The following is a 14,702-nucleotide window of genomic DNA, read 5'->3' as shown; positions in this document are numbered from 1 at the left end:
ACATGCCACGTATTCCTGTAATCAATACTAGCCATCTTGACCGTATTGATGAATTACTTGTAGACAATATCGATACAGGCGAATTTAAACTTCATCGCTCAGTGTTTACTGACGAAGCTCTTTTTGACCTCGAAATGAAATATATCTTCGAAGGCAATTGGGTTTACTTAGCGCACGAAAGCCAAATTCCAAATAATAATGATTACTACACCACTCACATTGGTCGTCAGCCAGTCATTATTGCACGTAACCGTAACGGCGAACTCAATGCCATGATCAATGCGTGTTCACACCGCGGAGCACAACTTTGCCGTTACAAACGTGGTAACAAAGCAACGTATACTTGCCCTTTCCACGGCTGGACTTTTAACAATTCAGGTAAATTGCTCAAGGTTAAAGATCCAAGTGAAGCAGGCTATTCTGACTGTTTTAACCAAGAGGGTTCACACGACCTTAAAAAAGTAGCACGTTTTGAGAGTTACAAAGGTTTCTTATTTGGTAGCTTAAATCCCGATGTTCCTTCACTTGAAGAATTCTTGGGAGAAACCACCAAAATCATCGACATGATTGTTGACCAGTCTGAACATGGTTTAGAAGTTTTACGTGGTTCATCTACCTATACCTATGAAGGCAACTGGAAACTCACCGCTGAAAATGGTGCCGATGGTTATCATGTTTCTGCTGTTCACTGGAACTATGCAGCAACAACTCAACACCGTAAAGAAACTCAAGCTGCCGATAACATTCGTGCCATGAGTGCAGGTTCTTGGGGTAAACAAGGCGGTGGCTCGTATGGCTTTGAAAATGGCCACATGTTGCTTTGGACACAATGGGCAAATCCAGAAGACCGTCCAAACTTCCCGAAAGCAGACGAATACACCGAAAAATACGGCGAAGCCATGTCGAAATGGATGATTGAGCGTTCACGTAATCTTTGTCTGTATCCAAACGTTTATTTGATGGATCAATTCGGTTCACAAATTCGTGTACTTCGTCCACTTTCGGTCAATCGAACTGAAGTCACTATTTACTGTATCGCACCTAAGGGCGAAGCACCTGAAGCGCGTGCACGCCGTATCCGTCAATATGAAGATTTCTTTAATGCATCAGGTATGGCAACGCCAGACGATTTAGAAGAGTTCCGTGCTTGTCAGGCAGGCTACGCAGGTATTGCACTTGAGTGGAATGACATGTGCCGCGGTTCAAAACACTGGATTTATGGACCGGACGATGCAGCAAACGAGATTGGTTTAAAACCCATGTTAAGTGGGATTAAAACTGAAGATGAAGGCCTGTATCTGGCCCAGCATCAATATTGGTTAAAGACCATGAAACACGCGATTGCATCAGAGAAAGAAATTGCTGATCAGGGAGAAACAGCATGAGTACTCAAGACAAAGCAACTTTAGAAAATATTGCTCAGTTTCTTTATCGTGAAGCTCGCTTTTTAGATGATGAACAATGGGATGACTGGCTTGAATGCTATGCGCCAGAAGCTTCTTTCTGGATGCCAGCTTGGGATGACGACGATAGATTAACTGAAGATCCGCAATCTGAAATTTCACTTATTTATTATCCAGACCGTCAAGGTTTAGAAGATCGAGTGTTCCGTATTAAAACCGAACGCTCATCTGCAACCATGCCAGACACACGCACAAGCCACAATATTGCCAACGTTGAAGTTCTCGATCGCGACGGCGACAAAGTCACTGTTCGCTTTAACTGGAATACCTTAAGTTTCCGTTACAAGACAAATTACAGCTATTTCGGTATGTCACGTTATGTGATCGATTTTTCAGGTGATCAACCAAAAATCTTGAGCAAGTATGTCGTTTTGAAAAATGACTATATCAATCAAGTCATTGATATCTACCACCTTTAAGACATACCCCCTCAGCTAAACGGACTGTTGGCTGAGGGTAAAAGTTTCAAATATTTTGTAGGATACATGCCATGTCAAACCACAATGTTGCACTTCAATTTGAAGATGGTGTTACACGTTTTATTAACGTAGCTCAAGGCGAAACCCTATCTGACGCAGCCTATCGCCAAAAAATTAATATTCCTTTGGATTGCCGTGATGGTGCATGTGGAACTTGCCGCGCATTTTGCGAGTCAGGTCATTATGACATGCCAGAAGAAAGCTATATTGAAGATGCATTAACACCAGAAGAAGCTGAGCAAGGCTATATTCTTGCTTGCCAATGTCGACCAACTTCAGACGCCGTATTTCAGATTCAAGCATCTTCAGATGTTTGCAAAACAGAAATTCATAGCTTCCAAGGTACTTTAGCCCGCGTTGAAAACTTATCAGACTCAACCATCACATTTGATATTCAACTTGATGATGGCCAACCGGATATTCATTTCCTTGCAGGTCAGTATGTGAATGTTGCAATTCCAGAAACTGGCGAAACACGTTCATATTCATTTAGCTCAAAACCGGGTAATCGTTTAACGGGCTTTGTGGTACGTAACGTACCAAATGGCAAAATGAGTGAATTCTTAAGTAAGAATGCAAAAACTGGCGACAAAATGACTTTTACCGGTCCATTCGGTAGCTTCTATTTACGTAATGTAGTACGTCCAGTGCTTATGCTGGCAGGCGGTACTGGCATTGCCCCATTTATGTCGATGTTACAAGTGCTTGAAGAAAAAGGTTCAGAACAGCCTGTTCGTTTAGTCTTTGGTGTCACCAATGAATTTGATTTAGTTGCTCTAGAAAAACTCAATGAGTTGCAGGCGAAATTCCCATGGTTCGAATATCGAACTGTAGTTGCAAGCCCTGAGAGTAACCATGAACGCAAAGGCTATGTGACTGGTCATATTGAAAGTGAATGGTTAAACGGTGGCGACGTTGATGTTTACCTATGTGGTCCAGTGCCAATGGTAGAGGCGGTACGTAGTTGGTTAGAAACTGAAAATATCAAACCAGCTAATTTCTTGTTTGAAAAATTCTCTGCGAATTAACAGGTGGAGAAATTATCTATGTCAAACCGTCAAAGATTTACCGATAAAGTCGTGATTGTTACGGGTAGTGCCCAAGGTATTGGCCGCGGCGTGGCATTGCAAGTCGCGGATGAAGGTGGACAAGTCGTCATGGCTGACCGCTCTGAATATGTTGAAGAGGTACTCACAGAAATTCAGTGTACAGGTGGTGATGCTGTCACGATTAATGCTGACCTAGAAACCTATGCAGGCGCGCAAGCTGTTGTTGTAAAAGCTATTGAACACTATGGTCGGGTCGATGTCCTGATTAATAATGTAGGTGGTGCGATCTGGATGAAACCTTTTGAAGAGTTTTCCGAAGAAGAGATCATTAAGGAAGTGAATCGCTCATTGTTTCCAACTTTATGGTGCTGCCACGCTGTATTACCGACCATGATTAAGCAACAATCGGGCGTTATTGTAAATGTATCTTCCATTGCAACCCGTGGCATTAACCGTATTCCCTACTCCGCATCTAAAGGTGGGGTAAATGCCCTAACAGCATCGCTTGCTTTTGAACATGCTAAAGACGGGATTCGAGTCAATGCTGTTGCGACTGGTGGAACCGAAGCGCCACCTCGCAAAGTACCACGTAACACTAATCCGTTAAGTCAAAATGAAAAAGACTGGATGCAACAAGTAGTTGATCAAACAAAAGATCGAACATTTATGGGCCGTTATGGCACAATTCAAGAACAAGTCAATGCAATTTTATTTCTTGCATCAGACGAAGCATCGTATATGACGGGATCGGTCATTCCGGTCGGAGGTGGAGATCAGGGTTAACCCTGATCTTTTTATATATTTGGATAAATAACATGATTTGCATGGAGGCAATCGGACATGGCGACCCTGTTCAAGACATTAAAAAATGACTGGTCCATATCAGCAACAGTTGCGGGCTTTCTTGCAGTTTTAATTTCTTACTCAGGCCCACTGATTATTTTTTTCCAAGCTGCTCAGCGTGCGCATGTGTCCACAGATATGATGGTGTCATGGATTTGGGGAATTTCAATCGGCGCTGCCGTTTCAGGTATTTATCTTTCGATTAAATATAAAACTCCTGTGATTACCGCGTGGTCCGCACCAGGTACTGCCCTGTTAGTTACCCTATTTCCCAATATCTCATTGAATGAAGCAGTAGCCGCCTATATTACTTCTGCCATCGTTATTTTCTTAATTGGCATTACAGGTTACTTCGACAAATTACTGAAGTGGATTCCGCAAGACGTTGCTGCAGGCATGATGGCAGGTATTCTTTTTCAGTTTGGTATTAGCCTATTTACCGCATCTGATAGCATGCCTTTGATTGTCTTTAGTATGCTCATTGTCTTTTTAATTGCCAAACGTTTAATGCCTCGCTACACCATGATTTGGGTGTTAGCTGCCGGAGTTTTATTAAGCCTCATTTTAGGCAAAATGAATCCGGTTGATGTGAGTTTTAATTTAGCAATCCCCCAGTGGATTAGCCCGGAATGGACTTGGAACTCAACACTCAACCTCGCCGTTCCTCTTATTTTAGTCAGTCTAACCGGCCAATTTTTACCGGGTATGGCGATTATGAAACTTAGCGGTTACGACACACCAGCCAAACCCATTATTACGGCCACCAGTATTGCCTCGTTAGCCGTTGCCTGTGTCGGTGGTATTACCATTGTGCTTGCCTCAATTACTGCTGCTTTATGTATGGGTAAAGATGCACATGAACTTAAAGAAAAACGATATATTGCAGGAATCGCCAACGGAATTTTTTATATTTTAGGAGGCTTATTTGCTGGCAGTATTGTCATGCTATTTAGCTTACTTCCTAAAGAGTTGGTGGCAGCACTAGCAGGTTTAGCTTTGCTTGGTGCAATTGCCACCAATATTTCTGTTGCCATGAAAAATGATGGTCAACGTGATGCTGCACTTATTACCTTTTTAGCTAGCGCATCAGGTATGCATTTTCTTGGATTAAGCTCAGTCTTTTGGGGTATTTGTATTGGTGTAATCGCCCATTTCATTCTCACCCCACGTTCAACTTCAGCCACAAATTAAGTTTTTATCTAAGCGCCCGCCACTAAAATAAAACCTCAATCGCCAAATCAGGATGCAAATAACTTGCTAATTCTGACTTGGCGATTTTTATTAAATATAAATTAATTTTCATTCTTAAGATCAATTTATAAAATAATTAAATAATAGACTTTAGTATTTTATTTTTATATTTTCACTTCAACTCATAATATAAATTTAATGATATTTTTAGTTGTGATTATCATCAATAAAATCTATAAAAAAACATCTATAAAATCCTTAAAATTCTCATAATACAATATTTAACCCTATTTTAAAGACACAACAAAGCCAACTAAAACAATAAAAATAAAAATAAATACATATTTTTCAAATAATTAAATTAATAAAAGCATAATACCTTAAAGACATAAAGATATATCAATTAGGTTTTTGACTCTAATCCAATAACAAAATAGTTTATTAAAAAATAACGCGATGCTTCACAAATTGGAGGTGAAGAAAATGGATACGAGCAAGGTTAATATTAATGAGTTAATTGATAAAGCCAGTTTTACATCTTTTCATTGGAAAGTTTTAATCTGGTGCTTACTTATTATTATTTTTGATGGATATGATTTAGTTATTTATGGAGTTGCTCTTCCTCTGTTAATGCAGCAATGGTCATTAACTGCAGTTGAAGCAGGCCTGCTCGCCAGTGCTGCACTATTCGGGATGATGTTTGGTGCCATGATTTTCGGCACACTTTCAGACAAACTGGGACGTAAAAAGACCATCCTGATTTGTGTCACCTTATTTAGCGGATTTACCTTTATAGGTGCCTTTGCCAAAGGGCCAACTGAGTTTGCTATTTTGCGCTTTATTGCAGGTCTTGGGATTGGTGGCGTTATGCCAAATGTTGTCGCACTTATGACCGAATACGCACCAAAAAAAATCCGCAGTACATTAGTCGCAATCATGTTTAGTGGCTATGCAATTGGTGGCATGACATCTGCACTACTCGGCGCATGGCTAGTAAAAGATATGGGCTGGCAAATCATGTTTTTAATTGCGGGTATTCCCCTGTTGCTGCTCCCACTCATCTGGAAATTTTTGCCAGAGTCTCTTGCCTTTTTAGTGAAATCTAATCATAGCGAACAGGCAAAAAATATAGTGAGTAAAATTGCGCCTCAAACTCAAGTCAATGCCAATACTCAACTGGTGTTAAATGAAAGTACAACAACAGATGCACCTGTCCGTGCGCTTTTCCAACAAGGCCGTACCTTCAGCACGTTTATGTTCTGGATTGCTTTCTTTATGTGCTTACTCATGGTGTATGCCTTAGGAAGCTGGTTGCCTAAACTCATGCTGCAAGCGGGCTATTCGTTAGGTGCGAGCATGTTGTTCCTCTTTGCACTTAATATTGGCGGCATGGTCGGTGCAATTGGTGGCGGTGCTTTAGCAGACAGATTTCATTTAAAACCTGTCATTACCATTATGTTTATTGTGGGATCAGCAGCTTTAATTCTGCTTGGCATTAATAGTCCACAATTTATTTTATATAGCCTGATTGCGATTGCCGGTGCTGCCACAATTGGTTCACAAATCTTACTCTACACTTTTGTTGCGCAGTTCTATCCGACAGCACTTCGTTCAACTGGCATGGGCTGGGCATCGGGAATTGGCCGTATTGGCGCGATTATTGGACCAGTTTTAACAGGTGCTTTACTTTCATTTGAACTTCCTCACCAAATGAATTTCTTGGCGATTGCAATTCCGGGTGTGATTGCTGCACTTGCAATATTTATGGTCAATCTAAAAGCCTCTGTTGCTGCACAAACGCCATCAACTTTTAACCCTCAAAACACGCTTACCCAGCAGTAAACATAAATGCGCCGAGGACTGGCGCATCTTTTTGGAAATGGATTATGGAATTCGTACACCGTTTTAAACCATGTAATTTAGCAATAACCACATTATTCGGTTTATTAACTAGCTCAAGTTTATGGGCAGCAGACACCACTCAACAAAGCGAAGATGAATGGAAGTTCACGCTAAAAAATGCCTATATCAACCGTAATTTTGATAATGATGCACTCAAAGATACTGGCAGTTGGTCTCAAGCCGCATCGCTATTTTATAAGTCGAAAATGCATGACACTCCGTTAATCATAGCAGACAAGCCTATTACGATTGGAGCTGATGCTTCCGTTCAATACGCCGTGCGCTTGAGTTCAGATAAACATGTTGCGGACACAGTTTTGCCTTTTAATAAGGAAACACAATCTCAAGCATCAGATTTCTTAAAATACGGTGCAACCTTAAAACTGGGCTATGACAAAACCCTGTTGAGTATCGGTGAACTCTGGCTGGATTTACCTGTAACGGCTGTCGATGCCAGCCGACAATTACTTGCCTCTTATTGGGGAACTAATCTTAAGTCACAACTTTCAGATCAGCTTTATGCTGAAATTGGACGAGTTGAAAAAGTTTCGCCACGAAATGAAGAAGATTTTAAAAAGTTTTCATTCACAGCAAATGGAATGACCAAAGAATCTGATGGCTTAAATTATATTGACCTGCGCTATCAATTTACGCCGACACTCAAGGGTGAATATTACTTTGGTAATTTAGAAGACCTCTACAATAAACACTATGTAGGACTTGAGCATAATTGGAAACAACCTAATTTTGCCCTCACCTCTAAGTTTAAATACTTCAATGCAAAAGATGATGGCAATACTTTTGATATCGATGCGCAAAACATTGGGATATTAGAGACATTTAAAGTGAAAAATCATACCTTTGGTTTGGGGTACCAGCAAATTATGGGTGAGTCGGCTTATCCATTACCGGATGGTTTTTTACCAGAAACCTATTTCATTAACTGGAATGCTACAGGCTTCTTTAAAGAAGACGAAAGGTCTTACCATGTGATGTACGGCTACGATTTTAAGGACTATGTGCCTGGCCTAAATGCGATGGTGAAATATGTTTACGGTCATGACTTTAAAGCAGCAAATGGCGAGAAAAACCACGAAACCGAGTCGAATGTGATTTTAAACTATACGTTTCAACAGCCTTTCTTAAAAGGCTTTGCCCTGCAATATATTCGAATTGATTACAACGTAAAACATGGCAATGACTTTGGTGAAGATCGCTTGTTTGTAAACTACACTAAAAAGTTTTAATCATTTTTGATTCAACTAAAGTGGGCTAATTTTGGCTCGCTTTATTATTTTTGTGCCATAAAAAAACGCTCTTACGAGCGTTTTTAATTAATCTAGTAACTTAAGCCACATGCTTTTGTACAACAATCGAACCTACTGAATAGCCAGCACCGAAAGATGAAATCACGCCATATTCGCCATCATCCACTTCGTGGCCTGTACAGTGTAAAGCAATAATTACACCTGCTGAAGAAGTATTGGCAAACTCATCTAGAATAATTGGTGCACGGCTTAGATCTGCATCTTTACCAGCCACATATTTCAAGATTAATTCATTCATGTTGGCATTGGCTTGGTGTAACCAGAAACGCTTAATATCGTTTGCAGTTAACTGCATTTTTTCCAACTGTGCATTAATGATTTTTGCCACCAACGGACAAACATCTTTAAATACTTTGCGGCCATCTTGACGGAATAACTTGTCATCAACCACTGCATCTTCGCTACGGTTTAAGAAACCGAAGTTATTGCGAATGTTGTTTGAAAATTGAGTAAATAAATGAATATCTAAAATTTCAAAACCAGTTTTAGTAGTGGTTTCTTCAATAATAGAAGCGGTCGCCACATCACCAAAAATGAAGTGACAATCACGGTTACGGTAGTCTAGGTGACCAGATGTAATCTCAACATTCACTAATAAAACACGGCGAGCACCTGAACGAATTGCATCTGCCGCTTGTTTCAAACCAAAAGTAGCAGCTGAACACGCAACGTTCATGTCGTAAGCATAACCTTGAATACCAAGTGCCGACTGGATTTCAATTGCTACAGCCGGATAAGCACGCTGCATATTTGAACACGCCAAAATCACAACATCGATATCTTCAGCAGTTACACCTGCATTTTCCATTGCCTGTTTTGCAGCAATAACGCCCCACTCTGCTTGAATTGAAAGTTCATCATTTGAACGTTCAGACAAACGCGGACGTAAACGTGTTGGATCAAGAATACCCGATTTTTCAATCACGTAACGGCGCTTAATACCAGAAGCTTTTTCAATAAATTCAGCACTTGAACCACGTAATTCTTCTAGCTCGCCTGCTGCAATTTTCTCTGCATTCTCTTGGTTATATTGTTCCACATAAGCATTTAAACTGTCGGCCAGTTCTTCATTAGAAATGATTTCTGTTGGGTGAAATAGCCCAGTACCTGTGATACGAATGCCCATGTAAAACTCCTAAAAAAATGAATAGGGTCTGTTAATCTTTCATTTATAAATTGCGTTGCCAGCTAAAAACAACATAAACAGACCCCGATCTATTTTAACTGATTCCCAAACGATCCCATAACTTTTGTAGTCGAGTTGGCGAAATAGGCATCTTGGTTTTCATCGGCTGAGAAAATAAAGAAATCCGTAATTCTTCCAGCATCAAATACAATTCTTTGATTCTTGGATCATTTTTGAACTTAAATACCTTGTCCATCCATGGATCGACATCGTCAATAGCAGCATGATCTCGCTGTAGATTATTTGGCAATCGATCTAAACGCAATAGCAGTGCTTTTAAATAACGTGGATATTCCTGCCAAAGATCAACTGGCTGGCAATAGACAAAATTGCCGAGTGACATTAAATCTAGCTGATCTTCAATATCATCGATACTGCGTCCAAATACGTCCGGATCAAGTACTAAAAGTTGACGACGGATTTGTTGCCACTGAATATAAATATCACCTAATTGCTCAAGTGCTTGCTGACCATAACTCAAAAATTGCTTTTTGACCTGATCTAGCAGCTTATTAAATTCATCAGCGTTAATTGGCAAAGTCGTAATTGCCATCTGCAACGTTGCATAGACCAACATCTGCTCAAGCTTAGCTTTATCGCCTAAAGGTGAATAAGCCAACGCAAGCGGTTTTGAAATCTGCTTTTTCAACTGGCGAACCAAATCGCCAAGTTGCATATGGACCAGACGAATAATACCTTCGCGATGCTGTTTAATCGCCTCTGCCTGATCGTTAAATGTTTGTATAACTACGCCAGACTCATCTTTCGCCTCAAGTTCGGCAAAATTTTTAGTTGGTACTAAAGCTTGATATTGTTTAACAACAACACCTGTCACCTTCTGTGAAGCTTCAAAGGTAAAGTTTTCAGGGAAGGTTTTAAATTCACCTTTTTGCTGTTTCACCGGACGATGCGTTTCTACGCGACAACGAGCCTTCAATTCAGCCAAGTCACGGCCTTTGGCGATCAATTTACCTTTTTCATCAATCACCTTAATAAAAGGCACCAAATACGGATCTATTCGTTCAAATGAAAAATCTTTTTCCGTAATCTGCTCACCACGTAAAGCAAACGCCAGATAGCTAAAGATATGTTGTCGCAAATGTACAGCATCAATACCTTGCATGAGCTTACGCGCTGTATCTGGAATTGGTACGAGGTTACGACGTTTATCTTTTGGTAAGGCTTTCAATAAGGCTTCAATGAGATCTAACCGCCAGCCTGGAATCCCCCACGACCAAATATTTTCATCTACCTGAGGCAATGCCTGTACCGGAATTTGGACCGTTGCGCCATCTTCATCATGACTTGGGTCAAAGCGATAAGTAGTTGCCAAGCGTAACTGACCATTATGTAAATGATCAGGGAATTGCTGCGTGGTCGGACGGTCATTGAGCCAAAGCGCATCATCTTCTACATATAAATAACGCGGATTTTTTGCTTCTACAGTTGCACGCCAGTCTTCAAAACTACGACGACTCGCAATTTCTTCAGGAATTTTCGACGCATAGAACTGATAAATCGTTTCTTCATCGACCACCAAATCGCGGCGACGTAATTTATCTTCAACTCGCTCTACTTCTTCAAGTTTAAGCAAGTTGTGTTTTAAAAATGGTGGAACTGTACCCAGATTTCCTGTGGTTAATGCATCACGTAAGAAAATCTCATGTGCAGCAGGTTGGTCAACTTTCTCAAAATTAACCAAACGCTTCGGTTCAATAATTAAACCAAACAATGAAATTTGTGCATAAGCATTTACAATACCGGCTTTTTTAGACCAATGCGGTTCGAAATAGTGATATTTCAATAAGTCGCGTGCAGCAAGCAAAATCCATTCAGGATCAATTTTTGCTAATGTACGTAAATAGACCTGAGAGGTTTCCACCATCTCAAAAGCCATCACCCACGCAGTATTGGTTTTATGCAAAGTACTGGCCGGAAAAACTTTAGCCTTTTGCTGACGCACCGCCATAAAGGTATTACGTTCATCAGTTTTATTAGCAATAAAAGACAATAAACCTGTTAGCAACGCACGGTGCAAATTTTCATAATTTGCAGGCTTTTCATTAAAACTAAGTTTTAAACCTTCGGCCAGCTCAACTAACTGCTGGTGTGTCTGTTTCCATTCACGTAACCGTAACCAGCTTAAGAAATGCTGCTTAGCAAATTGACGGCGCTTGTTTTCCGACATTCCTGCTTCACCTTTAGGATTTAAAGTATCCCAAAGTTTTAAATAAAACAGAAAATCTGAATCTGCCTCTTTGAATAATGCGTGCTTTTGATCAGCTTGCATCTGTTTATCTGCTGGACGTTCACGCGGGTCTTGAACTGCAAGTGCACTCACCACCACCAAAATTTCTTTGAGTACACCAAAATGAGCCCCACCCACAATCATACGTGCGAGTCTTGGGTCAATCGGCATACGTGCCATCATTTGGCCGACTTTGGTCAGTTCGTTTTTCTTCTCGTTCAGCGCACCTAACTCAATGAGTAGCTTACGACCATCATTGACTAGACGGAAATCTGGCGGCTCAATGAAATCAAAGTTTTCCAGCTCACCTAAACCTAAGCTCTGCATTTGCAGAATAACCGATGCCAAGTTGGTTCGCTTAATTTCAGGTTCGGTAAACTCAGGACGACTTAAAAAGTCTTCTTCGCTATATAAACGAATACAAACACCTGGAGCAACACGACCACAACGCCCTTTACGTTGATTTGCTGCAGCTTGTGAAATTGCCTCAATCGGTAAGCGTTGCACGCGTGAGCGGTAGTTATAACGAGATATACGTGCAAAGCCGCTATCAATCACGTAGCGAATATTAGGAACAGTCAGTGCAGTTTCTGCAACGTTCGTCGCAATAATAATACGGCGGCCCTTTCCACTTGGGCTAAAAATCTTTTGTTGCTCAGAAACGGCTAAGCGTGCATACAAAGGTAAAATCTCGGTATGTCTCGGCCCGTACTTTTGTAAGGTTTCCTGCAATTCTCGAATTTCTTGCTCTGTGCTTGAGAAAATCAGAATATCTGCATGTTCTGGATGGCCTTTTTCTTCGGCATCAGCAAAGCATTCTTCTACAGCTTGTACGACTGCACGCGGCAGGTTTTCTTCAAAGTCGTCGAACTCGTCGTCATCACTACCACCAATATTCATTTCTGAAATTGGACGATAACGCACTTCAACCGGATAACTACGCCCTTCTACTTCAAAAATTGGTGCATTATTAAAGTAGTTACTAAAACGATTTACATCTAAAGTTGCCGAAGTCACGATGACTTTTAAATCTGGGCGTTTTGGCAGTAACTGCTTTAAATAGCCCATAATAAAATCGATATTGAGTGAGCGTTCATGTGCTTCATCAATAATGATGGTGTCATATTTAGACAAAAAGCGGTCATTACCTAACTCGGCAAGCAAAATACCGTCAGTCATTAAACGGACAATCGAATCTTGCGAGCCTTGTTCATTAAAACGGATTTTAAAACCAATCGATTCGCCGAGCTTTTCGCCGACTTCTTCTGCAATACGCTGCGACACACTACGTGCAGCTAAACGACGTGGCTGGGTATGACCAATCATACCAGTCAAGCCACGCCCTGCTAACATTGCAATTTGAGGGAGCTGAGTAGTTTTCCCTGAACCTGTTTCACCAGCCACAATAATGACCTGATGCTTTTGAATCGCTTCTATTAAACGGTCAGCATATTGGGTTACAGGAAGATCCTGATTTAATTTGATTTTTGGTAAGCGTTCAAAACGCTGTCTAACTTTTGCATTAGACTGTTCAAATAATTTTTCAATCTCTGCAGTATTGGCTTTTTTATCTTTACGTAAACGATTTAAACGGTAACGATCTCTCGCCATCACCCATTGATCTATATTTAAACCATTCAGCACAGATAAATTTTCCTGAAAATTCAACAATCCTCTATTTTACGCCTTAATGACCATAAGGTAAAACAATTGGTTTTTTATATATTTTTAATTTTTTTACATTTCACCCTTGAATTTTTAATATGTAAGCTTCATGTTGTTAAGCAAGTTTCTTTTACTATAACTGTCATTTGATTTACATGTTTTTGCAGTCAAATCGAATACAGTATTTGGGGACTTAAAAATCGAAAATTTCATACTTATTCAATTTTCCGATTTTAGTCATGTAAAAATACTATTTCCCCAATAAAGAATTTTTATTTATTCTACATCTCGTAAACAAGTTTAAATATAAACCTCAATCATGGAGACAATGATGAGCTTGATTAATACTGAAGTTAAACCTTTCCAAGCAACTGCTTACCACAACGGCCAATTCATCGAAGTGAACGAAACTAACCTTAAAGGTAAGTGGTCTGTTGTATTCTTCTATCCTGCTGACTTCACTTTCGTATGTCCTACTGAGCTTGAAGACTTAGCTGATAACTACGCTGAATTCCAAAAATTAGGCGTGGAAATCTACGGTGTTTCTACTGACACTCACTTCACTCACAAAGCTTGGCACGACACTTCAGACGCGATCAAGAAAATCCAATACCCATTAATCGGCGATCCAACTTGGACTCTTTCTAAAAACTTTGACGTTTTAATCGAGTCTGAAGGTTTAGCTGACCGTGGTACTTTCGTTATCGATCCAGAAGGTAAAATCCAAATCGTTGAAATCAACGCTGGCGGTATCGGTCGTGACGCATCTGAGCTTCTTCGTAAAGTAAAAGCTGCTCAATACGTACACTCTCACCCAGGTGAAGTTTGCCCAGCTAAATGGAAAGAAGGCGAAGCAACTCTTGCTCCATCTATCGACCTAGTTGGTAAAATCTAATCTCTCTTAGATTTTAAAAACCTAAAGAACCATCCTTTATCGGATGGTTCTTTTGTTTTGAATAAGCACATCACATTTTCTACTGATACTTTTACAATTCTGCCCTTCCCCGTTACCTAAACATTGAGTAATGTCAAATAAACAACTGGTTATTTTTTGAGTACGTTTGATATGAAATAAAGGGGTGCATTTATGGCGAATACAGCGGTCGTCACTTCATGGAAATACAATGCGACATCGCGTCATTTAAAAATCTTTTATAGCGATGGCTCAGGAGATCTTTATCATCCTGTTCCTGAGTTTGTTTATGACAACTTATTGCGTTCAACCGATAAAGCCGCTTTTGTACACAAATACTTAGAATTTAATTTGCACTTTACCCGACTCTCTTTGGTGATTGCCTCATAAAATTATAAAAAAGGCCTGTTCGAAACAGGCCCCCACTGGAATATG

At 40.2% G+C, this 14,702-nt stretch carries 10 protein-coding genes and 1 pseudogene; 9 read left to right on the top strand and 2 right to left on the bottom strand.

The features are described 5' to 3' along the window. Positions 1 to 2: 2 nt before the first annotated feature. The 7 genes and pseudogenes from benA (at position 3) to EGS71_RS19700 (ending at position 8,174) form a co-directional block, all read left to right on the top strand. The gene (gene benA, locus EGS71_RS19730) at positions 3 to 1,385 is read left to right on the top strand and encodes a benzoate 1,2-dioxygenase large subunit (RefSeq protein WP_001137391.1); all 1,383 of its coding nucleotides are present in this window, start codon (positions 3 to 5) and stop codon (positions 1,383 to 1,385) included. Then, a pseudogene (gene benB, locus EGS71_RS19725) lies at positions 1,382 to 1,901 on the top strand (benzoate 1,2-dioxygenase small subunit). Before benA ends, benB begins: the two are co-directional and overlap by 4 nt. Before the next feature lie 52 nt (positions 1,902 to 1,953). Then, the gene (gene benC, locus EGS71_RS19720; RefSeq protein WP_000064936.1) at positions 1,954 to 2,970 is read left to right on the top strand and encodes a benzoate 1,2-dioxygenase electron transfer component BenC; all 1,017 of its coding nucleotides are present in this window, start codon (positions 1,954 to 1,956) and stop codon (positions 2,968 to 2,970) included. Between the two features lie 18 nt (positions 2,971 to 2,988). Further along, positions 2,989 to 3,774, top strand: a complete 786-nt coding sequence (locus tag EGS71_RS19715; protein WP_000071244.1) for a 1,6-dihydroxycyclohexa-2,4-diene-1-carboxylate dehydrogenase — start codon at positions 2,989 to 2,991, stop codon at positions 3,772 to 3,774. A 57-nt stretch (positions 3,775 to 3,831) separates the two neighbouring features. Further along, positions 3,832 to 5,025: a benzoate/H(+) symporter BenE gene (gene benE / locus EGS71_RS19710; protein WP_000212308.1), complete on the top strand. Its 1,194-nt coding sequence runs from the start codon at positions 3,832 to 3,834 to the stop codon at positions 5,023 to 5,025. 483 nt (positions 5,026 to 5,508) lie between these two features. Then, on the top strand, positions 5,509 to 6,867 hold the full coding sequence (locus tag EGS71_RS19705; protein ID WP_000381298.1) for an aromatic acid/H+ symport family MFS transporter: 1,359 nt from the start codon (positions 5,509 to 5,511) through the stop codon (positions 6,865 to 6,867). A 44-nt stretch (positions 6,868 to 6,911) separates the two neighbouring features. Next, positions 6,912 to 8,174, top strand: a complete 1,263-nt coding sequence (locus EGS71_RS19700) for an OprD family outer membrane porin (RefSeq protein WP_000397482.1) — start codon at positions 6,912 to 6,914, stop codon at positions 8,172 to 8,174. A 100-nt stretch (positions 8,175 to 8,274) separates the two neighbouring features. Here the strand turns inward: EGS71_RS19700 and EGS71_RS19695 are convergent, their stop codons facing one another. Then, positions 8,275 to 9,381, bottom strand: a complete 1,107-nt coding sequence (locus tag EGS71_RS19695; protein ID WP_000512835.1) for a beta-ketoacyl-ACP synthase III — start codon at positions 9,379 to 9,381, stop codon at positions 8,275 to 8,277. A gap of 94 nt (positions 9,382 to 9,475) precedes the next feature. Next, positions 9,476 to 13,333 (bottom strand): ATP-dependent RNA helicase HrpA, encoded by a 3,858-nt coding sequence (gene hrpA, locus EGS71_RS19690; RefSeq protein WP_000931783.1) that lies wholly within the window; start codon positions 13,331 to 13,333, stop codon positions 9,476 to 9,478. 352 nt (positions 13,334 to 13,685) lie between these two features. Between hrpA and ahpC the strand changes: the two genes are divergently transcribed. Together ahpC and EGS71_RS19680 are read left to right on the top strand one after the other, a co-directional pair. After that, on the top strand, positions 13,686 to 14,249 hold the full coding sequence (gene ahpC, locus EGS71_RS19685) for an alkyl hydroperoxide reductase subunit C (RefSeq protein WP_000052794.1): 564 nt from the start codon (positions 13,686 to 13,688) through the stop codon (positions 14,247 to 14,249). Positions 14,250 to 14,441: 192 nt separating this feature from the next. Further along, positions 14,442 to 14,657: a KTSC domain-containing protein gene (locus tag EGS71_RS19680; RefSeq protein ID WP_000024050.1), complete on the top strand. Its 216-nt coding sequence runs from the start codon at positions 14,442 to 14,444 to the stop codon at positions 14,655 to 14,657. The last annotated feature ends 45 nt before the right edge of the window (positions 14,658 to 14,702 follow it).

The sequence above is a fragment of the Acinetobacter sp. FDAARGOS_559 genome (genome assembly GCF_003940475.1).
GTDB lineage: Bacteria > Pseudomonadota > Gammaproteobacteria > Pseudomonadales > Moraxellaceae > Acinetobacter > Acinetobacter baumannii.
Note: the sequence above shows the minus strand (reverse complement) of the source record. Positions and strands in the feature narration are given on the sequence as shown.